General features: G+C 63.1%; 16 protein-coding genes. 10 read left to right on the top strand and 6 right to left on the bottom strand.

All coding sequences use genetic code 11. The annotated features are described in order from the left end of the window. Positions 1-72: 72 nt before the first annotated feature. The 3 genes from acnD to prpD all read left to right on the top strand — a co-directional run bounded on the left by acnD (position 73) and on the right by prpD (position 5487). Positions 73-2661, top strand: a complete 2589-nt coding sequence (acnD, locus tag BV82_RS17975) for a Fe/S-dependent 2-methylisocitrate dehydratase AcnD (protein WP_036996357.1) — start codon at positions 73-75, stop codon at positions 2659-2661. 99 nt (positions 2662-2760) lie between these two features. After that, positions 2761-3951 carry a 2-methylaconitate cis-trans isomerase PrpF gene (prpF, locus tag BV82_RS17970; protein WP_010222523.1) on the top strand — a complete coding sequence of 397 codons (1191 nt, stop codon included), beginning with the start codon at positions 2761-2763 and terminating at the stop codon, positions 3949-3951. 51 nt (positions 3952-4002) lie between these two features. Then, positions 4003-5487, top strand: a complete 1485-nt coding sequence (prpD, locus tag BV82_RS17965; RefSeq protein WP_036996354.1) for a 2-methylcitrate dehydratase — start codon at positions 4003-4005, stop codon at positions 5485-5487. A gap of 140 nt (positions 5488-5627) precedes the next feature. Here the strand turns inward: prpD and acnB are convergent, their stop codons facing one another. After that, positions 5628-8237: a bifunctional aconitate hydratase 2/2-methylisocitrate dehydratase gene (gene acnB, locus BV82_RS17960; RefSeq protein ID WP_010222521.1), complete on the bottom strand. Its 2610-nt coding sequence runs from the start codon at positions 8235-8237 to the stop codon at positions 5628-5630. 406 nt (positions 8238-8643) lie between these two features. On the opposite strand from acnB, the gene BV82_RS17955 reads away from it, so the two are divergent. Beyond that, complete coding sequence (locus BV82_RS17955; protein WP_036996351.1) at positions 8644-9111, top strand: DUF1289 domain-containing protein; 468 nt, start codon at positions 8644-8646, stop codon at positions 9109-9111. 98 nt (positions 9112-9209) lie between these two features. On the opposite strand, the gene BV82_RS17950 is transcribed toward BV82_RS17955, so the two are convergent. Then, complete coding sequence (locus BV82_RS17950; RefSeq protein ID WP_036996349.1) at positions 9210-10073, bottom strand: universal stress protein; 864 nt, start codon at positions 10071-10073, stop codon at positions 9210-9212. Between the two features lie 158 nt (positions 10074-10231). Here BV82_RS17950 and BV82_RS17945 point away from each other — a divergent pair, with 158 nt between their 5' ends. From BV82_RS17945 to BV82_RS17930, 4 genes are all read left to right on the top strand, one after another. Next, positions 10232-10837, top strand: coding sequence for a MiaE family protein (locus BV82_RS17945; RefSeq protein WP_036996348.1), 606 nt, complete (start codon positions 10232-10234; stop codon positions 10835-10837). A 227-nt stretch (positions 10838-11064) separates the two neighbouring features. Next, positions 11065-11538, top strand: a complete 474-nt coding sequence (locus BV82_RS17940) for a MarR family winged helix-turn-helix transcriptional regulator (RefSeq protein WP_036996347.1) — start codon at positions 11065-11067, stop codon at positions 11536-11538. 39 nt (positions 11539-11577) lie between these two features. Continuing rightward, complete coding sequence (locus tag BV82_RS17935) at positions 11578-12774, top strand: HlyD/EmrA/EmrK family protein (protein ID WP_036996345.1); 1197 nt, start codon at positions 11578-11580, stop codon at positions 12772-12774. Continuing rightward, positions 12771-14303, top strand: a complete 1533-nt coding sequence (locus BV82_RS17930) for a DHA2 family efflux MFS transporter permease subunit (RefSeq protein WP_036996343.1) — start codon at positions 12771-12773, stop codon at positions 14301-14303. Before BV82_RS17935 ends, BV82_RS17930 begins: the two co-directional genes overlap by 4 nt. A gap of 80 nt (positions 14304-14383) precedes the next feature. Here the strand turns inward: BV82_RS17930 and lpxH are convergent, their stop codons facing one another. Together lpxH and BV82_RS17920 are read right to left on the bottom strand one after the other, a co-directional pair. After that, positions 14384-15106, bottom strand: coding sequence for a UDP-2,3-diacylglucosamine diphosphatase (gene lpxH, locus BV82_RS17925; protein ID WP_036996340.1), 723 nt, complete (start codon positions 15104-15106; stop codon positions 14384-14386). Beyond that, on the bottom strand, positions 15103-15603 hold the full coding sequence (locus BV82_RS17920) for a peptidylprolyl isomerase (protein ID WP_010222512.1): 501 nt from the start codon (positions 15601-15603) through the stop codon (positions 15103-15105). The genes lpxH and BV82_RS17920 overlap by 4 nt, the downstream gene beginning before the upstream one ends. Positions 15604-15839: 236 nt before the next feature. Between BV82_RS17920 and BV82_RS17915 the strand changes: the two genes are divergently transcribed. After that, positions 15840-17543, top strand: a complete 1704-nt coding sequence (locus BV82_RS17915; protein ID WP_010222511.1) for a glutamine--tRNA ligase/YqeY domain fusion protein — start codon at positions 15840-15842, stop codon at positions 17541-17543. 9 nt (positions 17544-17552) lie between these two features. Further along, positions 17553-18935, top strand: coding sequence for a cysteine--tRNA ligase (gene cysS, locus BV82_RS17910; RefSeq protein WP_036996337.1), 1383 nt, complete (start codon positions 17553-17555; stop codon positions 18933-18935). A 75-nt stretch (positions 18936-19010) separates the two neighbouring features. Here the strand turns inward: cysS and BV82_RS17905 are convergent, their stop codons facing one another. Next, on the bottom strand, positions 19011-20399 hold the full coding sequence (locus BV82_RS17905; RefSeq protein WP_036996336.1) for a sensor histidine kinase: 1389 nt from the start codon (positions 20397-20399) through the stop codon (positions 19011-19013). After that, complete coding sequence (locus tag BV82_RS17900; RefSeq protein ID WP_010222508.1) at positions 20377-21057, bottom strand: response regulator transcription factor; 681 nt, start codon at positions 21055-21057, stop codon at positions 20377-20379. The genes BV82_RS17905 and BV82_RS17900 overlap by 23 nt, the downstream gene beginning before the upstream one ends. Between the last annotated feature and the right edge of the window lie 38 nt (positions 21058-21095).

Here is a 21095-nt window from a genome sequence, read left to right as displayed (position 1 = left end):
TGCTTTGCTTGCCGCTAGTGGCTTGGGGCTTGTAGCTGGCTTTCGACCTTACCGTGATTGAGTCCCTGTGCCATGAATAGTGAATTTCGCAAGAACCTGCCGGGCACTGGCCTGGATTATTTCGACGCCCGCGCGGCCGTCGATGCGATCAAGCCCGGCGCCTATGACCGTCTTCCTTATACCTCGCGCGTCCTGGCGGAAAACCTCGTGCGCCGCTGCGACCCGGCCAGCCTCAATGCCTCGCTGGGCCAGTTGATCGAGCGCAAGCGCGACCTCGACTTCCCCTGGTTCCCGGCCCGCGTGGTGTGCCACGACATTCTCGGCCAGACCGCGCTGGTGGACCTGGCCGGCCTGCGCGACGCCATCGCCGACGGTGGCGGTGACCCGGCCCAGGTCAACCCGGTGGTACCGGTGCAACTGATCGTCGACCACTCCCTGGCAGTGGAATGCGGTGGTTTCGACCCGCAGGCGTTCGAGAAGAACCGCGCCATCGAAGACCGCCGCAACGAAGACCGCTTCCACTTCATCAACTGGACCAAGAAGGCGTTCAAGAACGTCGACGTGATCCAGCCGGGCAACGGCATCATGCACCAGATCAACCTGGAGAAGATGTCGCCGGTGATTCACGCCGAGCGCGGCGTGGCCTACCCGGACACCTGCGTCGGCACCGACAGCCACACCCCGCACGTCGATGCCCTGGGCGTGATCGCCATCGGCGTCGGCGGCCTCGAAGCCGAGAACGTCATGCTCGGCCGCGCGTCGTGGATGCGCCTGCCGGAAATCGTCGGCGTCGAGCTCTCGGGCAAGCCACAGCCGGGCATCACCGCCACCGACGTGGTACTGGCCCTGACCGAATTCCTGCGCAAGGAAAAAGTCGTTGGCGCCTACCTGGAATTCTACGGCGAAGGCGCCCGCGCCCTGACCCTGGGCGACCGTGCAACGATCTCCAACATGGCTCCGGAATACGGCGCCACCGCGGCGATGTTCTCCATCGACCAGCAGACCATCGACTACCTCAAGCTCACCGGCCGTGAAGACGCGCAGGTCAAGCTGGTGGAAACCTACGCCAAGGTCGCAGGCCTGTGGTCCGACAGCCTGGCCAATGCCGAGTACGAGCGGGTGCTGCGCTTCGACCTGTCCAGCGTGGTGCGCAACATGGCCGGGCCGTCCAACCCGCACGCCCGGGTCGCCACCAGCGACCTGGCGAGCAAGGGCATCGCCGGCCAGTGGGAGGAAGTGCCGGGGCAAATGCCCGATGGCGCAGTGATCATCGCCGCCATCACCAGCTGCACCAACACCAGCAACCCGCGCAACGTGATTGCCGCCGGTTTGCTCGCACGCAACGCCAACAAGCTTGGCCTGGTGCGCAAGCCGTGGGTGAAGTCGTCGCTGGCACCGGGCTCGAAAACCGTGGCCCTGTACCTGAAAGAGGCGGGCCTGGATGACGAGTTGGAGCAGCTCGGTTTTGGCATCGTCGCCTTTGCCTGCACCACCTGCAACGGCATGTCCGGCGCCCTTGATCCGGCCATCCAGCAAGAGATCATCGACCGCGACCTGTACGCCACCGCCGTGCTCTCGGGCAACCGCAACTTCGACGGCCGCATCCACCCGTACGCCAAGCAGGCGTTCCTGGCATCGCCGCCATTGGTGGTGGCCTATGCGATTGCCGGCACCATCCGTTTCGACATCGAGAAGGACGTGCTGGGCGTGGTCGACGGCAAGGAAATCCGCCTGAAAGACATCTGGCCAAGCGACGAAGAGATCGACGCGGTGGTCAAGGCGGCGGTCAAGCCCGAGCAGTTCCGCCAGGTCTACATCCCGATGTTCGCCGTGCAGGAAGACACCGGGCCCAAGGTCACCCCGCTGTACGACTGGCGCCCGATGAGCACCTACATCCGTCGCCCGCCGTACTGGGAAGGCGCGCTGGCCGGCGAGCGCACGCTCAAGGGCATGCGTCCGTTGGCGGTGCTGCCGGATAACATCACCACCGACCACCTGTCGCCGTCCAACGCCATCATGCTCGACAGCGCCGCCGGTGAGTACCTGGCGAAAATGGGCTTGCCGGAGGAAGACTTCAACTCCTACGCAACGCACCGCGGCGACCACCTGACCGCGCAGCGCGCAACGTTCGCCAACCCGAAACTGTTCAACGAAATGGTCCAGGAAGGCGGTAAGGTCAAGCAGGGTTCGCTGGCGCGTATCGAGCCGGAAGGCAAGGTCACGCGCATGTGGGAGGCGATCGAAACCTACATGCAGCGCAAGCAGCCGCTGATCATCGTCGCCGGCGCCGACTACGGCCAGGGCTCGTCCCGTGACTGGGCGGCCAAGGGCGTGCGCCTGGCCGGTGTCGAGGCCATCGTGGCCGAGGGTTTCGAGCGTATCCACCGCACCAACCTGGTGGGCATGGGCGTGTTGCCGCTGGAGTTCAAGCCGGGCGCCAACCGCAAGACCCTGGGCATCGACGGCACCGAGACCTTCGACGTGCTCGGCGAGCGGACCCCGCGGGCGACCCTGACCCTGGTCATCACCCGGGCCAACGGCGAGCGCGTCGAGGTGCCGGTGACCTGCCGCCTGGATACCGCCGAAGAAGTGTCGATCTACGAAGCGGGCGGGGTGCTGCAGCGCTTTGCCCAGGACTTCCTCGAATCGGCGGCCGTTTGAGGTAGGGCCTCATCGCGGGTCAAGCCCGCTCCCACAGTTCAGTGGGAGCGGGCTTGACCCGCGATAGCTCCCCCAAAGCACTCACAGGACAACTCAACCATGGCTCACGTACCCCAGATCAAAATCCCCGCCACCTACATCCGTGGCGGCACCAGCAAGGGCGTGTTCTTCCGCCTCGACGACCTGCCCGAAAGCGCGCAGATCCCGGGCCCCGCCCGTGACGCGCTGCTGCTGCGGGTGATCGGCAGCCCCGACCCCTACGGCAAGCAGATCGACGGCATGGGCGGTGCGACGTCCAGCACCAGCAAAACCGTGATCCTTTCGCGCAGCATCAAGCCCGAGCACGATGTCGACTACCTGTTCGGCCAGGTCTCGATCGACACCGCGTTCGTCGACTGGAGCGGCAACTGCGGCAACCTCTCGGCGGCAGTCGGCTCGTTCGCCATCAGCGCCGGCCTGGTCGACAGCAGCCGCATCCCGCACGACGGCGTGGCCGTGGTGCGCATCTGGCAGGCCAATATCGGCAAGACCATCATTGCTCACGTACCGATCACTCACGGCGAAGTCCAGGAAACCGGCGACTTCGAACTGGACGGCGTGACCTTCCCGGCCGCCGAGGTGCAGCTCGAATTCATGGACCCGGCCGCCGATGAAGACGGCGAGGGCGGCTCGATGTTCCCCACCGGCAACCTGGTCGACGACCTGGTGGTACCCGGTGTCGGTACGCTGAAGGCCACGCTGATCAATGCCGGCATCCCGACCATCTTCATCCAGGCCGAGGCCCTCGGTTACACCGGCACTGAGTTGCAGGACGCGATCAACAGCGACCCGCAAGCCCTGGCCCGGTTCGAGACCATCCGTGCCTATGGCGCGGTGCGCATGGGCCTGATCGAGCATGTCGACGAAGCCGCCAAGCGCCAGCACACCCCGAAAGTCGCCTTCGTCGCGCCACCGGCGGCTTATCAGTCATCCAGCGGTAAAGCCGTGGCCGCCGGCGACGTTGATCTATTGGTACGGGCACTGTCCATGGGCAAGTTGCACCACGCCATGATGGGCACCGCCGCGGTCGCCATCGGTACTGCCGCGGCAGTGCCCGGCACCCTGGTCAACCTCGCCGCCGGTGGTGGTGAGCGCAGCGCCGTACGTTTCGGTCACCCCTCGGGCACCCTGCGCGTTGGCGCCGAAGCCCGCCAGGTGAACGGCGAGTGGACTGTCACCAAAGCAATCATGAGCCGTAGCGCTCGCGTACTGATGGAGGGCTGGGTACGGGTACCCGGTGATGCCTTCTAACCAGTAGCGGCGCTTGGCTCCCTGTTACCGACGTCAACAGAGAGAAATGAAATGAGTGCCAACGTTGATCTGAACAACCGACCCGACTACGACCGGGTGCTGCAGGATATCGCTGACTATGTCCTGGAGTTCAAGGTCGAATCGCCGGAGGCGCTGGACACGGCGCGCAACTGCCTGATGGACACCCTGGGCTGTGGCCTGCTGGCGTTGCGCTTCCCGGAGTGCACCAAGCACCTGGGGCCGCTGGTGGAGGGGACCGTGGTGCCGTTCGGCGCGCGGGTGCCGGGTACCAGCTACCGCCTGGACCCGGTGAAAGCGGCCTGGGACATCGGTTGCATCGTCCGTTGGCTCGACTACAACGATACCTGGCTGGCCGCCGAGTGGGGGCATCCCTCGGACAACCTCGGCGGTATCCTGGCCGTGGCCGATCACCTGTCGCAAAAACGTGTGGCCAATGGCGAAGCGCCCTTGAGCATGCGCGTGGTGCTTGAGGCGATGATCATGGCCCATGAGATCCAGGGCGTGATTGCCTTGGAAAACTCCTTCAACCGCGTCGGCCTCGACCATGTGCTGCTGGTCAAGGTCGCCTCGACAGCGGTGTGCGCCAAACTCATGGGCGCCAATCGCGAACAGCTTCTTGCGGCGCTTTCCCATGCCTTTGTCGACGGCCAGGCCCTGCGAACCTACCGTCATGCGCCGAATGCCGGCTCGCGCAAGTCCTGGGCGGCGGGCGATGCTTCCAGCCGTGGCGTGCGCCTGGCCGATATCGCCCTGCGTGGCGAGATGGGTATTCCCGGGGTGCTGAGTGCGCCGCAGTGGGGCTTTTATGATGTGTTGTTCAGTCATACCAACAAGGATCTGGCGCTCAAGCCTGAAGACAAGCGCGCCTTCAGCCTGACGCAAAAATACGCCAGTTACGTGATGGAAAACGTGCTGTTCAAGATCAGCTTCCCTGCCGAATTCCATGCCCAGACCGCTTGTGAAGCGGCGGTGATCCTGCACCCGCAGGTGCGCAACCGTCTGCATGACATCGAGCGCATCGTCATTACCACCCATGAGTCGGCAATCCGCATCATCTCCAAGGTCGGCACCCTGGCCAATGCCGCCGACCGCGATCACTGCATCCAGTACATGACCGCCGTGCCGCTGATTTTCGGCAACCTGGTGGCCGAGCAGTACGAAGATGATTTCCATGCCGCGCACCCGATCATCGACCGCCTGCGCGAGAAGATGGAGATCGTCGAAGAGCCGCGCTTTACCCGTGAATACCTGGAGGCCGACAAGCGTTCGATCGCCAATGCCGTGCAGGTGTTTTTCAATGATGGTTCGAGCACCGAGCAGGTGGTGGTGGAGTACCCGATTGGCCATCGTCGCCGTCGGGCCGAGGGGATTCCATTGCTGGAAGAGAAGTTCAAGGCCAACCTGGCGACGCGTTTTACCGGGCAGCGCAGTGCCGAGATCTTTGCCTTGTGCAAAGACCAGGCGGTGCTTGAGGCGACGGCGGTGCAGCGGTTTGTGGATTTGTTCGTGATCTGAGGGCCTCATCGCTGGCAAGCCAGCTCCCACAGTGGTCCTGTGCATACAGTACCTGTGGGAGCTGGCTTGCCAGCGATGCTTTTCAAAGGGTAATAAAAAGCCCCGCCAATTGGCGGGGCTTTTTTTCACGCTAAGTCAGCTTACGCTTGAACAACCGGGATCTTGGCGTTCGCAGCCGCTTCACGGAACTCGGCGATCTGGTCGAAGCTCAGGTAGCGGTAAACGTCGGCAGCCATGCTGTCGATGTTCTTCGCGTACTCCATGTACTCTTCGACGGTTGGCAGCTTGCCCAGGATCGAGGCAACAGCGGCCAGCTCGGCAGAGGCCAGGTAGACGTTGGCGCCATCGCCCAGACGGTTCGGGAAGTTACGGGTCGAAGTCGACACAACGGTCGAGTTCGCTGCAACACGTGCCTGGTTACCCATGCACAGCGAGCAGCCCGGCATTTCCATGCGCGCGCCAGCCTTGCCGTAGATGCCGTAGTAGCCTTCTTCGGTCAGCTGGTGAGCGTCCATCTTGGTTGGCGGCGACAGCCACAGACGGGTCGGGATCGAGCCTTTGACCTTGTCCAGCAGCTTGCCGGCAGCGCGGAAGTGACCGATGTTGGTCATGCACGAACCGATGAACACTTCGTCGATCTTCTCGCCCTGTACGGAGGAGAGCAGACGGGCGTCGTCCGGGTCGTTCGGGGCGCAGAGCACAGGCTCTTTGACGTCGGCCAGGTCGATCTCGATGATCTCGGCGTATTCGGCGTCCTTGTCGGCAGCCAGCAGCTGCGGGTTGGCCAGCCAGGCTTCCATCGCTTGCGCGCGGCGTTCCATGGTGCGGGCATCGCCGTAGCCTTCGCTGATCATCCAGCGCAGCAGGGTGATGTTCGACTTCAGGTACTCGGCAACGGCTTTTTCTGGCAGCTTGATGGTGCAACCGGCGGCCGAACGTTCAGCCGAGGCGTCGGACAGTTCGAACGCTTGCTCGACGGTCAGCTCGTCCAGGCCTTCGATTTCCAGGATGCGGCCGGAGAAGGCGTTGATCTTGCCTTTCTTCTCGACGGTCAGCAGGCCTTTCTGGATGCCGTAGTAAGGGATGGCGTGGACCAGGTCACGCAGGGTGATGCCGGGTTGCAGTTTGCCCTTGAAGCGCACCAGTACCGACTCCGGCATGTCCAGCGGCATGACGCCGGTGGCAGCGGCGAAGGCGACCAGGCCGGAACCGGCCGGGAACGAGATGCCGATCGGGAAGCGGGTGTGCGAGTCACCACCGGTACCGACGGTGTCCGGCAGCAGCATGCGGTTCAGCCAGCTGTGGATGATGCCGTCGCCTGGACGCAGGGACACGCCGCCACGGGTGCGGATGAAATCCGGCAGGGTGTGGTGGGTGGTGACGTCGATCGGCTTCGGATAGGCCGCGGTGTGGCAGAACGACTGCATGACCAGGTCGGCGGAGAAGCCCAGGCACGCCAGGTCTTTCAGCTCGTCACGGGTCATCGGGCCAGTGGTGTCCTGGGAGCCGACGGTGGTCATCTTCGGTTCGCAGTAGGTGCCTGGACGCACGCCTTTGCCTTCAGGCAGGCCGCAGGCCTTGCCGACCATCTTCTGGGCCAGGGTGTAGCCCTTGCCGGTGTCGACAGGTGCTTCAGGCAGCTTGAACAGGTTGGTTGGGCCCAGGCCCAGCTCGGCGCGGGCTTTCTCGGTCAGGCCACGGCCGACGATCAGCGGGATACGGCCGCCAGCGCGGACTTCGTCGAGCAGCACCGGGGTCTTCAGTTCGAAGGTGGTGATGACGTCTTCGCTGCCGTGCTTGCAGACTTTGCCCGCGTGCGGGTAGACGTCGATGACGTCACCCATGTTCAGGTTCGACACGTCGAACTCGATCGGCAGGGCGCCGGCGTCTTCCATGGTGTTGTAGAAGATCGGGGCGATTTTCGAGCCGAAGCAGAAGCCGCCAGCGCGCTTGTTCGGTACGTACGGGATGTCGTCGCCGAAGAACCACAGCACCGAGTTGGTGGCGGATTTACGCGAGGAACCGGTACCGACCACGTCACCGACGTAGGCCACCGGGAAGCCCTTGGCTTTGACTTCTTCGATCTGCTTGAGCGGGCCGATGGCGCCTTGTTGCTCAGGCACGATGCCGTCACGGGCCATTTTCAGCATGGCCAGGGCGTGCAGCGGGATGTCAGGGCGCGACCAGGCGTCCGGGGCAGGGGACAGATCGTCGGTGTTGGTTTCGCCAGGGACCTTGAACACGGTCAGGCTGTACTTGTCAGCGATGGCTGGCTTGCTGGTGAACCACTCACCGGCGGCCCAGGATTCCAGCACGGCCTTGGCGTGGGCATTGCCCGCCTTGGCTTTTTCGGCGACGTCGTGGAAGGCATCGAACATCAGCAGGGTGTGCTTGAGCTGTTCGGCGGCGACGGCGGCCAGTTCGGCGTTGTCCAGCAGCTCGACCATGGTGGCGATGTTGTAGCCGCCCTGCATGGTGCCCAGCAGCTCAACGGCGCGCTTCTTGTCGATCAGCGGCGAGTTGGCTTCGCCCTTGGCGATGGCGGAAAGGAAACCGGCCTTGACGTAGGCGGCTTCGTCCACTCCTGGTGGAACGCGGTTGGTGATCAGGTCGACGAGGACTGCTTCTTCGCCAGCAGGGGGATTCTTCAGCAGCTCGACCAGGCCTGCGGTTTGTTCGGCGTTAAGCGGCTGGGGCACGATACCCTGGGCGGCACGCTCTTCGATGTGTTTGCGGTAGGCTTCAAGCACAGTTATTACCCTCATCAGTGGTCCCAAATGGGTGTCCGGGACGCTCATCCAGAAATTCCGGCACCCGTGCGCAATACGGCTTCTTGGGCCGCGTAGCCAGGGTTGCAGGAAATCCTTACAGAAGCTGCTTTCAAAGTTTTACGCCTGTAGAACGGAGGCTGATGAGGGCTGGCGCGGGACATGCGCGAAGCGAATATCCCGGGCCAACGCCGTTCTACCGGATGAACTGTGCTCGTGACGCTTTGAAAACAGCTTCTAACGGACATTGCTGCCTTAAAAAGGCCGGGTGATTCTACGGTAAAAAGTCGATAAAGGTAAGGCGCGCTGGATGACTTTAGCGGGTGACCCTCGTTAGACAAAGGGCTAACATGGCAGCCTGTTCCACCGCCAAGCTGTCGGTTTTTTCATGTCCAATCAGTCAATTAAAACGCCTTGCGTCGGCCTCTGTTCCACGGTTTACGGGGACTTGGTGTGCCGTGGCTGCAAGCGTTTTCACCATGAAGTGATCAACTGGAACGGCTACAACGAAGATGAAAAGCGAGCGGTGTGGCTGCGCCTGGAGCAATTGCTGGTGCAGGTCATGGTGGCCAAACTTGAAGTCTTTGATGCCACGCGCCTGCGCCACCAACTGGAGCAGCGCAAGATTCGCTTCGTGCCGCACCAGTCCGAATATTGCTGGGCGTATCAATTGATTGCCCGCGGGGCGCGGGTGATCCGTGAGCTGGAGGCTTACGGCATGGTGCTGCTGCCGGAGTTTCGCGACTGGGAACTGCCCGAGCTGCGCGATGCCATTGATCGGGAATTCTTCTTGCTGTCCGAAGCCCATTACCAGCGCTATATCGCGCCGGGGTTTCTCAAGGATGCCTTGGGCTAAAAACCGGGGCTGCTTTGCAGCCCATCGCTGGCAAGCCAGCTCCCACAAGATCAGTGCATGCAGTCCCTGTGGGAGCTGGCTTGCCAGCGATGAGGCCCTCAGCCTCTGGCCAGTTCCGTCAGGTGCACCTTCACTTCCTCGGTCTTGAGCACCAGCACATCACACTCCAGCGCATCGAGCACCACTTCGGCGGTGTTGCCGATCAGCGCCCCGGAAATCCCGGTACGGGCCACGGTGCCAATCACCGTCACTACTGCACCGTACTTGCTCGCCGTAAAGGGAATCAGCACATCCGCGGGCCCTTCGGCCACATGCAGGCGCTCGTCCTTGATGTCGAACTCGGCCTGGAACGCTGCGCATTCCTCGCGGTACTTGCGCTCGATGGTGTCCTTGAGCTGGTACACCGGGTCTGCCGCTGACAGCATCGGCGACGGATGGGCGCTGATCACATGCAGCTCGCCCTTGGCCAGGCTTGCGATCGCGTAGCCATGATCGATGATGCTGGTGTGCAGCAGGCGATGGGCCTCGTCGTGGTTACCGACGTCCACGGCGGCAAGAATCACCCCGCCGGTCCAGGGCCGCTCGCTCTTGACCATCAGCACCGCGCACGGGCACTGGCGCAGCAGCTTCCAGTCGCTGGGGGTGAGCAGGGCGCGCTTGAGCGGGTTGTCCGGGCGATGCTCCTTGATCACCAGGTCGCAGCCTTCGGCCTGCTGCACATCGATGATCGACTCGTGCAGGGTGTCATGCCAGGCCTGCTCGTGGGTCACATTGTCATAGCCGTCATCATGCAGTTGGCTGGCCAGCAGACTGAGCAGGGCGCCATGGTCCTGTTTCTTGTCGCACATCAGCAGGTGCAGGCGCGCACCGGTGACGCCGGCGATCAGTTTGGCCCGGGTCAGCGCCTGGCTGTGGGCGTGCTCGGGATCAAGTACCACCAGGATGCTGCGTACTTCTTGCATGAGCGTGAACTCCCTTCATAAATGGCGGCCAATGCCTGACTATAGTCGGCGCCAACGGCAACGGGCGTTGATATGTATCAAGCATAGTTCACTGGTGATCGGCGCTACTGCCGGTATAATCGCCGGTCTTGCCGTTTGCCCTGCCTGTTTGTGAGCCTATGTCCCTTATTCCCGAAATCGAAGCCTTCCTTGGTTGCCCTACTCCTGACGCCTGGGTCCAGGCGGCGCTTGCCGACCAGGAAACCCTGCTGATCGATCACAAGAACTGCGAGTTCAAGGCCGCCAGCACTGCGCTGAGCCTGATGGCCAAGTACAACACGCACCTGGACCTGATCAACATGATGTCGCGCCTGGCCCGTGAAGAGCTGGTGCACCACGAGCAGGTGTTGCGCCTGATGAAGCGGCGCAAGATTGCCCTGCGCCCGTTGTCGGCCGGGCGCTATGCCTCGGGCCTGCGCCGGGTGGTGCGCACCCATGAGCCAGTGAAGCTGGTCGACACCCTGGTGGTCGGTGCCTTTATCGAAGCGCGCAGTTGCGAGCGCTTTGCCGCGCTGGTGCCGCACCTGGACGAAGAACTGGGCAAGTTCTACCACGGCCTGCTCAACAGTGAGGCGCGGCATTACCAGGGTTACCTGAAGCTTGCGCATCAGTACGGGGATGCGGCGGATATCGAGCGGGTGGTGGAGAAGGTCAGGGCGGTCGAGGCCGAACTGATCAGCAGCGCGGATGAAGAGTTTCGCTTTCATAGTGGCGTGCCTGCCTGACTGACCTGCTTTGAATGGGGGCTGCCTTGCAGCCCATCGCTGGCAACGCCAGCTCCCACAATAGTGCTGCGTACACTGAACCACTGTGGGAGCCGGCATTGCCGGCGATGGGCTGCGACGCAGCCCTTTTTGTCGTGCAAATAATAAGCAAGCTAATTAATGTCTTGACGTTAGCTGCCTAAGCAGTAACATTGTGTAACTTACTGCCTAAGCAGGTATCTGTGTCCATGCAGCACTACACCCCGGAAAACTTCCAGAACTGCACCCTCGGCATGCTTCTGGGCCGCACCGCGCTGGTCAAAGACCGCATCCTCGACAGCCATATGCAGCCCTATGGCGTGACCGCCGCGCAGTTCAAGGTGCTGATCATCGTCGCCCAGTACGGCGTCGACACCCCGGCCGAGCTGTGCCGCTACCTGTCGGTGGACAGCGGTTCGATGACGCGCATGCTCGACCGCCTCGAACAGAAAGACCTGATCGTGCGCCGCCGTTGCCCTGACGACCGTCGGCAGATTCGCCTGGGGCTGAGCGAGGAGGGCCAGAAACTGGCCGACCGCTTGCCAGAGATTGGCGCTGCAGCGATGAACGAACTGCTGGGCGTGCTCGATCCCGGCGAGCTGACCACCCTCGAAGCGATTCTGAGCAAGGTGCTGCTGGCCTCCGGCGACACTCTGGCGGCCATGCGCCTAGGTGCCAAGTAAGCGCCCATTTCACCCATTCACTCAGCCAAGGTATTAGCAATGGCCACTACTTCTTCTGCGCACGACACCACGCAGGACCTCAACAACCAGCGCAAGCGCAAGACCTGGCTGTTGGCCCTGGCGTTGCTGATCGTCGTCGCCGGCGCTGGCGTCTGGGCCTGGCACGAGCTTTACGGGCGCTGGAGCGAAGAGACCGACGATGCCTATGTCAACGGCAACGTGGTGGAGATCACCCCGCTGGTCACCGGCACCGTGGTCAGCATCGGCGCTGACGATGGCGACCTGGTCCACGAAGGCCAGATGCTGCTCGAATTCGACCCGAGCGATGCCGAGGTCGGCCTGCAGGCCGCCGAGGCAAAGCTTGCGCGTGCGGTGCGCCAGGTGCGTGGCCTGTACAGCAACGTCGATGGCAAGAAGGCCCAGGTGGCCGCGCGCCAGGCCGAGCTGAAAAAAGCTCAGGAGAACTTCAATCGGCGCCAAACCCTGGCCGCCGGTGGGGCGATCTCCAAGGAAGAACTGTCCCACGCCCGCGACGACCTGTCTTCGGCGCAAAGCGCCTTGAATGATGCTAAACAGCAACTCAACACCACAGCGGCGCTGGTCGATGACACCGTGGTGTCGTCGCACCCCGAGGTGATGGCCGCCGCCGCTGAATTGCGCCAGGCCTATCTGAACCACGCCCGCACCACGCTGGTGGCGCCAGTCACAGGCTACGTGGCCAAGCGCACCGTGCAATTGGGCCAGCGCCTGCAGCCGGGTATCGCGACCATGGCGGTAATCCCCCTGGATCAACTGTGGATCGACGCCAACTTCAAGGAAACCCAGCTGCGCAACATGCGTATCGGCCAGCCGGTAGACATCGTTGCCGACCTGTATGGCAGTGAGGTGAAGTACAACGGCAGCATCGACAGCCTCGGCGCCGGGACCGGCAGCGCCTTTGCCCTGCTGCCGGCGCAGAACGCCACCGGCAACTGGATCAAGATCGTCCAGCGGGTACCGGTGCGTATTCATATCAATGCCGAGCAACTGGCCAAGCACCCGCTGCGCATCGGCCTGTCGACCCAGGTCGAGGTCGACCTGCACGACCAGAGCGGCCCGGTCCTGGCCCAGCAGCCGCCGCAGAAGGCTTCGTTCGCCACCCAGGTGTACGACCGTCAGTTGGTCGAGGCCGATACCCTGATCACCAAGCTGATCCATGACAACAGTGCAGGCTCCAGCAAGACGGCGCAGCGATGAGCGGCAATCAGGCTTCCTTTACGCCGCCGAGCCTGTTGTTGACCACCATCGGCCTGTCGCTGGCGACCTTCATGCAGGTGCTCGACACCACCATCGCCAACGTGGCGTTGCCGACCATTTCCGGCAACCTCGGCGTGAGCTCGGAGCAGGGCACCTGGGTCATCACCTCGTTCGCGGTGAGCAACGCCATTGCCTTGCCGCTGACCGGCTGGTTGAGCCGGCGCTTTGGCGAGGTCAAGCTGTTCATCTGGGCCACGCTGCTGTTCGTGCTGGCCTCGTTCCTGTGTGGCATCGCCCAGTCGATGCCCGAGCTGGTCGGCTTTCGCGTGCTTCAGGGCATCGTTGCCGGGCCGCTGTACCCGATGACCCAGACCCTGCTGATTGCGGTCTATCCGCCGGCCAAACGCGGCATGGCCCTGGCGCTATTGGCGATGGTCACGGTGGTGGCGCCGATTGCCGGGCCGATTCTGGGTGGCTGGATCACTGACAGCTACAGCTGGCCGTGGATCTTCTTCATCAATGTGCCGATCGGCCTGTTCGCCGCTGCCGTGGTGCGCCAGCAGATGCGCAGCCGCCCGGTCAGCACCAGCCGTCAGCCAATGGACTACATCGGCCTGCTGAGCCTGATCATCGGCGTCGGTGCCTTGCAGATCGTGCTCGACAAGGGCAATGACCTGGACTGGTTCGAGTCGAATTTCATCATCATCGGCAGCCTGATCTCGCTGGTGTTCCTGGCGGTGTTCATTATCTGGGAGCTGACCGACAAGCACCCGGTGGTCAACCTGCGCCTGTTTGTGCACCGCAACTTTCGCATCGGCACCATCGTGCTGGTCGGCGGCTATGCCGGGTTCTTCGGCATCAACCTGATCCTGCCGCAGTGGCTGCAGACGCAGATGGGCTACACCGCCACCTGGGCGGGCCTGGCGGTGGCACCCATCGGCTTGTTGCCGGTATTGATGTCGCCGTTTGTCGGCAAGTACGCACACAGGTTCGACCTGCGTTTGCTCGCCGGGCTGGCGTTCCTGGCGATTGGTACCAGTTGCTTCATGCGCGCCGGCTTTACCAACGAAGTGGACTTCCAGCACATCGCCCTGGTGCAACTGTTCATGGGCATCGGCGTGGCGCTGTTCTTCATGCCGACCTTGAGCATCCTGCTCTCCGACCTGCCGCCGCAGCAGATTGCCGACGGCTCGGGGCTGGCGACTTTCCTGCGGACCCTGGGCGGCAGTTTTGCCGCGTCGTTGACCACCTGGATCTGGATTCGCCGGGCGGACCAGCACCATGCCTACCTGAGCGAGAACATCAGCACCTTTGACCCGGCCACCCGTGAGGCGTTGAACCAGCTGGGCGGGGCGAGCGGGCAGTCGTATGCGCAGCTGGAGCGGATGCTCAGCAGCCAGGCGTACATGATGTCGACGGTGGATTACTTCACCCTGATGGGGTGGATTTTCGCTAGCCTGGTTCTGCTGGTATGGCTGGCCAAGCCGCCGTTCGCGGCCAAGGCCGGGCCGGCGTCGGCGGGGCACTGAAGAAAAGCATCGCTGGCAAGCCAGCTCCCACAGGTCAGGTGTTGTGCCTGTGGGAGCTGGCTTGCCAGCGATCGGGCCTATCAGGGAAAAGCAAAAGGCTGCAGTTGAAACCCTTGCTCATCCACCTGCAACGCCCAGCCTTGCCGGTCCCAATCGCCCAGCACGATACGCCGCGCCGGTTGATCGCCGACCACCAGCTTGTGAATCGCTGGTCGATGGGTATGGCCATGCACCAGGGTGCGCACGCCAAACTGCTGCATGATCCGTGGCACTTCCTCCGCGGTCACATCGACAATGTCGTTGGCCTTCATCCGCGTCTGCGCCCGGCTTTCGCTACGCAACTTGCGCGCAAGCTTCTGGCGGGTGCTCAGCGGCAGGTGCCGGAGAATCCACAGGCTTAGCGGGTTGCGCAGGTAACGGCGCATTTTCATGTAGGCCAGGTCGCGGGTGCACAGGCTGTCGCCGTGCATCAGCAACACCGGCTCACCGCCCATCTCGACCACGCTGGGGTCCGCCAGCAATGTGCAGCCCGCGGCCTTGCAAAAAGCCTGGCCGAGCAGGAAGTCGCGGTTGCCGTGCATCAGGAAGACCTGCGTGCCGCTGTCGCTCAGGGCGCGCAGGGCCTGGCAGATCGAGGTCTGGAAGGGCGTCATGGCGTCGTCGCCGATCCATGCCTCGAAGAAGTCGCCGAGGATGTACAGCGCCTCGGCGTGCCGCGCACGACCGTCGAGCAGATCAACAAACGCCCGGGTAATGTCCGGGCGTTCTTCTTGCAGGTGCAGATCAGAGATCAGCAGTATCACTCAATGATCTCGGCTTTCTCGATGATCACGTCGTCCTTCGGCACGTCCTGGTGACCGGACTTGGAACCGGTGGCAACGGCTTCGATCTTGTCGACGATGTCCTGGCCTTCGGTCACTTTACCGAACACCGCGTAGCCCCAGCCCTGCACGTTCTTGCCGCTGTGGTTGAGGAAATCGTTGTTCGAGGCGTTGATGAAGAACTGCGCCGAGGCCGAATGCGGCTCCATGGTACGGGCCATGGCGATGCTGTACTTGTCGTTCTTCAGGCCGTTGTCAGCTTCGTTCTGGATGCTGGCGCGGGTTTTCTTCTGGCTCATGCCTGGCTCGAAACCGCCGCCCTGAATCATGAAGCCCTTGATCACACGGTGGAACACGGTGTTGTCGTAGTGGCCTTCTTTCACGTATTGAACGAAGTTCTCGACGGTTTTCGGGGCTTTTTCGGCATCCAGTTGCAGGACGATGTCGCCGTGGTTGGTGCTCAGTTTGACTTTGGACATGCTGAAATTCGCTCTTTTCAAGGCATTGGAAATTGTTCGCGCAGTATCGCGATACACACCTGACGTACAGTCTACAGCCCGCGATACGTGATTCGCGGCAGTTTTTTTGCATTCGCCGGCGAATATCGCGCCAGTTTGTCGGCGCGATGCTGTCGGCAGCTCGACCGCTTCGGCTATGATAAGCGCTTTGATTCAGTCGGCCTACCCAGGCCGTGCACCCCGTATTCAAGGATCCTATGAGCAAGCCCACTGCCGACACCGCTCCCAACGCCGCTGCCAAAGGCGCTCCCGCCATCCCTGCGAACTTCCTGCGTCCGATCGTGCAGGCAGACCTGGACTCGGGCAAGCACAGCAGCATCGTCACCCGTTTCCCGCCAGAGCCCAACGGTTACCTGCACATCGGCCATGCCAAGTCGATCTGTGTGAACTTCGGCCTGGCCCAGGAGTTCGGTGGGGCCTGTCACCTGCGTTTCGATGACACCAACCCGGCCAAAGAGGACCAGGAGTACATCGATGCGATCCAGAGCGACGTCAAGTGGCTGGGCTTCGAGTGGACCGGCCCGGTGCGCTACGCCTCGCAATACTTCGACCAGCTGCACGCCTGGGCGGTCGAGCTGATCAAGGCCGGCAAGGCCTACGTCTGCGACCTGACCCCGGAGCAGGCCAAGGAATACCGTGGCAACCTGACCACCCCAGGCAAGAACAGCCCGTTCCGCGAGCGTTCGGTCGAAGAGAACCTCGACCTGTTCGCGCGCATGAAGGCCGGCGAGTTCAAGGACGGCGAGCGCGTCCTGCGGGCCAAGATCGACATGGCCTCGCCGAACATGAACCTGCGCGACCCGATCCTCTATCGCATCCGTCATGCCCACCACCACCAGACCGGTGACACCTGGTGCATCTACCCCAACTATGACTTCACCCACGGTCAGTCGGACGCCATCGAAGGCATCACCCACTCGATCTGCACCCTGGAGTTCGAAGGCCATCGCCCGCTGTACGAATGGTTCCTCGACAACCTGCCGGTGCCGGCCAAGCCGCGCCAGTACGAGTTCAGCCGCCTGAACCTGAACTACACCATCACCAGCAAGCGCAAGCTCAAGCAACTGGTCGACGAGCAGCATGTCAACGGTTGGGACGACCCGCGCATGTCGACCCTGTCGGGCTTCCGTCGCCGCGGTTACACCCCGGCCTCGATCCGCAATTTCTGCGAAATGATCGGTACCAACCGCTCTGACGGCGTGGTCGACATGTCGATGCTCGAATTCAGCATCCGCGACGACCTCGATCGCACCGCGCCCCGCGCCATGTGCGTGCTGCGCCCGCTGAAAGTAGTCATCACCAACTACCCCGAAGGCCAGGTCGAGAACCTCGAGCTGCCGCGCCACCCGAAAGAAGACATGGGCGTGCGCGCGCTGCCATTTGCCCGCGAGATCTACATCGATCGCGACGACTTCATGGAAGAGCCGCCAAAGGGCTACAAGCGCCTGGAGCCGGCCGGTGAAGTGCGCTTGCGCGGCAGCTACGTGATCCGCGCCGACGAGGCCATCAAGGATGCCGACGGCAACATCGTCGAGCTGCGCTGCTCGTATGACCCGGACACCCTGGGCAAGAACCCCGAAGGCCGCAAGGTCAAGGGCGTGATCCACTGGGTGCCGGCCGCCGCCAGCGTCGAATGCGAAGTGCGCCTGTACGATCGCCTGTTCCGCTCGGCCAACCCCGAGAAGACCGAAGATGGCGGCAACTTCCTTGACAACATCAATCCTGATTCGCTGCAGGTGCTGACCGGTTGTCGTGCGGAACCTTCCCTGGGCCAGGCCCAGCCAGAAGACCGCTTCCAGTTCGAGCGCGAAGGCTATTTCTGCGCCGACCTGAAAGACTCCCAGCCGGGTCGCCCGGTGTTCAACCGCACCGTGACCCTGCGCGATTCGTGGGGCAGCTAAGGAACTCTCGTGCTTACCATCTACAACACGCTCAGCAAGACCAAGGAAGTCTTCAAACCGCTTGAAGGCAACAAGGTTCGGATGTACGTCTGCGGCATGACCGTCTACGACTTCTGCCACTTGGGCCACGGGCGCAGCATGGTCGCCTTTGACCTGGTGACCCGCTGGCTGCGTTACAGCGGCTACGACCTGACCTACGTGCGCAACATCACCGACATCGATGACAAGATCATCAACCGGGCCAACGACAACGGCGAATCCTTCGCCGCCCTGACCGCCCGCATGATCGACGCGATGCACGAAGACGAGCGCCGCCTGAACATCCTGCCGCCGGACCAGGAGCCGCGTGCCACCGACCATATCGCCGGCATGCACGCGATGATCCAGACCCTGATCGACAAGGGCTATGCCTACGCGCCAGGCAACGGCGACGTGTACTACCGGGTCGGCAAGTTCGTCGGCTACGGCAAGCTGTCGCGCAAGAAGATCGAAGACCTGCGCATCGGTGCCCGCATCGAGGTCGACGAAGCCAAGCAGGACCCGCTCGACTTCGTCCTCTGGAAGGGCGTCAAGCCGGGCGAGCCGAGCTGGGAGTCGCCATGGGGCCCGGGCCGTCCGGGCTGGCACATCGAGTGCTCGGTGATGTCCACCTGCTGCCTGGGCGAGAGCTTCGACATCCACGGCGGTGGCAACGACCTGGAGTTCCCGCACCACGAGAACGAAATCGCCCAGAGCGAGGCCGCGACCGGCAAGCAGTACGCCAACTCATGGATGCATTGCGGCATGATTCGCATCAATGGCGAGAAGATGTCCAAGTCCTTGAACAACTTCTTCACCATTCGCGACGTGCTCGACAAGTATCACCCGGAGGTGGTGCGCTACCTGCTGGTGTCGAGCCACTACCGCAGCTCGATCAACTACTCCGAAGACAGCCTGCGCGAGTCCAAGGGTGCCCTGGAGCGCTTCTACCACGCCCTGCGCGGCCTGCCGCGGGTGGCGGCTGAAGGTGGCGAGGAGTACGTCGAGCGTTTCACCGTGGCGATGAACGACGACTTCGGCACCCCCGAAGCCTGCGCCGTGCTGTTCGACCTGGTGCGCGAGATCAACCGCCTGCGCGAGAGCGACCCACAGGCCGCTGCTGGCCTGGCCGGTCGTCTGCGCGAGCTGGGTGACTTGCTCGGTGTGCTGCAACTGGACGCCGATGACTTCCTGCGTGCCGGTGCCGAAGGCAAGGTTGATGCCGCCGAGGTTGAAGCCCTGATCCAGGCGCGCCTGCAAGCGCGCGCCGACAAGAACTGGGCCGAATCCGACCGCATCCGCGACCAGCTGACCGCCATGGGCGTGGTGCTGGAAGACGGCAAGGGCGGCACGACCTGGCGCTTGGCTGACTAAGCAATCGCGGGGCAAGCCCGCTCCCACAGAAGACTGCAATCCTCTGTGGGAGCGGGCTTGCCCCGCGATGAGCCCCTAACTGACGACACCCGTCCTGCAGTGCAACACCAGTTTCGCCCCACCCAGCTCACTCCCTCCCACCTCCAGCTCAAAGCCATGCAGGTCGACGATCGCTGCAACGATCGACAAGCCCAGCCCGAACCCCGGGTGACGCTGGCCTTCTTCACTGCGATAAAAGCGCTTCAACACCGCCCCGCGTTCATCCTCGGGAATCCCCGGGCCGCTGTCGTGCACCTCGATATGCACACCCGTGGCATCGCTCAGTGCACGCATCAGCACCTGACCCTGCACCGGGGTGAACTTGATGGCATTGCCCACCAGGTTGGCCAGCGCCTCGAACAGCAACTCGCGGTCACCGTGCAGTGCCGGTAGTTGTTCAGGCATGTCCAGCGTCAGGTCAATCTCGCCGTCTTCGGCCAGCGGCAGGTAGAAGTCATGCAGCTCCTGCAGCAGCCCATGGGGATCAAGCTCGACGAAGCCGGCGCGGCGCTGGCGGTCTTCCAGCTCACTGATGCGCAGCAAGCCGCGAAAACGCGCCATCAAGGTATCGGTTTCGCCAATGGCCTGTTCCAGCGCCTCGGCCTGCGGTGAATCATCGCCGGCCTGCTGGCGAATCCGGTAGAGCTGGGCGCGCAGACGGGTCAGTGGGGTGCGCAGGTCGTGGGCGATGTTGTCACACACGCCTTTGACTTCATGCATCAGGCGCTCGATGCGGTCGAGCATGGCGTTGACGATGGCCGCCAGCATGTCCAGTTCGTCGCGCCGCGCCGACAGCGGCAGGCGCCGGGTCAGGTCGCCGGCGACGATCTGCTCGGCGCTGGCCTGGATCGCGCGGATCCGCTTGAGTGGCCGGCGGCGCAGCAGGTACCAGCCGGCGATGCCGGGGATGATGGTCAGTGACAGGCCCCAGAGCAGGGCATGAAGGATGATGCGGGTGACCACGAACAGCGAGCCGTTGTCGCGCACCAGCACCAGCCAGCGGCCATCGCGGACCTTGATCGCCACCGCGTCGCAGCTGTCGCGGGGCAGGTGCGGTTCGTCGGCATCCAGGCAGCGGCTCAGTTCATGAATCTTGCCGTCCAGGCCCAGCTCGGGCGGGATCTGGCGGATCTGCCCGCCGAGCGGATTGAACTGCCCATCGAACAGCCCATAGGCATCGAAGCTGCGCTCCTCGAACGCCTGGCTGGCAATCAGCGCGTCATCGAGTTGCTTGCCACTCATGTGCGCGAACAGGTGCTGGCGCTGCAGCAAGGAATGGCGGGTGAGCTTGTTCAGGTAGCCCGAGACCTCGAAGTACAGCACCCCCATGAGGATGCTGCTCCAGGCCACGAACAGGAAGCTGTACAGCGCCAGCAGGCGGCTGGTGGACGAGCTCCAGCCCTTAGACGGGTTCGGCAATGGCATAGCCCGATCCCCGCACGGTGCGAATCAGCGGTGTCTGGCCAGCGGCGTCGATCTTCTTGCGCAAGCGTCCGATGTGCACGTCGATCAGGTTGGTGCCCGGGTCGAAGTGGTAGCCCCAGACTTCCTCGAAAATCATCATCCGGGTAATCACCTGGCCGGCGTGGCGCATGAGGAATTCCAGCAACTTGTACTCGGTGGGCAGCAGGTTGAGGGTCTGATCGCCGCGCTTGGCCTCGTGGCTGATCAGGTCCAGCTCAAGGTCGGCGACCTGCAGGCGGGTCTGTGCCAGGGGCACGCTGTTGCGTCGCAACAACACCTCGACGCGGGCGGCCATTTCATCGGACGCGAACGGCTTGGTCAGGTAGTCGTCACCGCCGGCGCGCAGGCCGCGGACCCGTTCGTCGACATCCGAGAGGGCGCTGATCATCAGGATCGGCGTGGCAATCTTCAGGGTGCGCAGGGTGGTGACGATAGTCAGGCCATCGACCTCCGGGAGCATCCGGTCCAGGGTGATCAGGTCGTAACCGCCGGCAATGGCCTTGGCCAGGCCTTCACGGCCGTTGTTGGCCCATTCCACTTCCAGGCCATGGCTGGAAAGCTCGGCGACGATCTCCTGGGCGGTGACAGCGTCGTCTTCGATAGTCAGTACGCGGGGCATGCTTTTACCTGGGCGGCGGGTAGAAACCTGATTGTGCC

The organism is Pseudomonas donghuensis, from assembly GCF_000696345.2.
GTDB lineage: Bacteria > Pseudomonadota > Gammaproteobacteria > Pseudomonadales > Pseudomonadaceae > Aquipseudomonas > Aquipseudomonas donghuensis.
The sequence above is the reverse complement of the archived record's forward strand: the minus strand, read 5'-3'. Positions and strand labels throughout refer to the sequence as shown.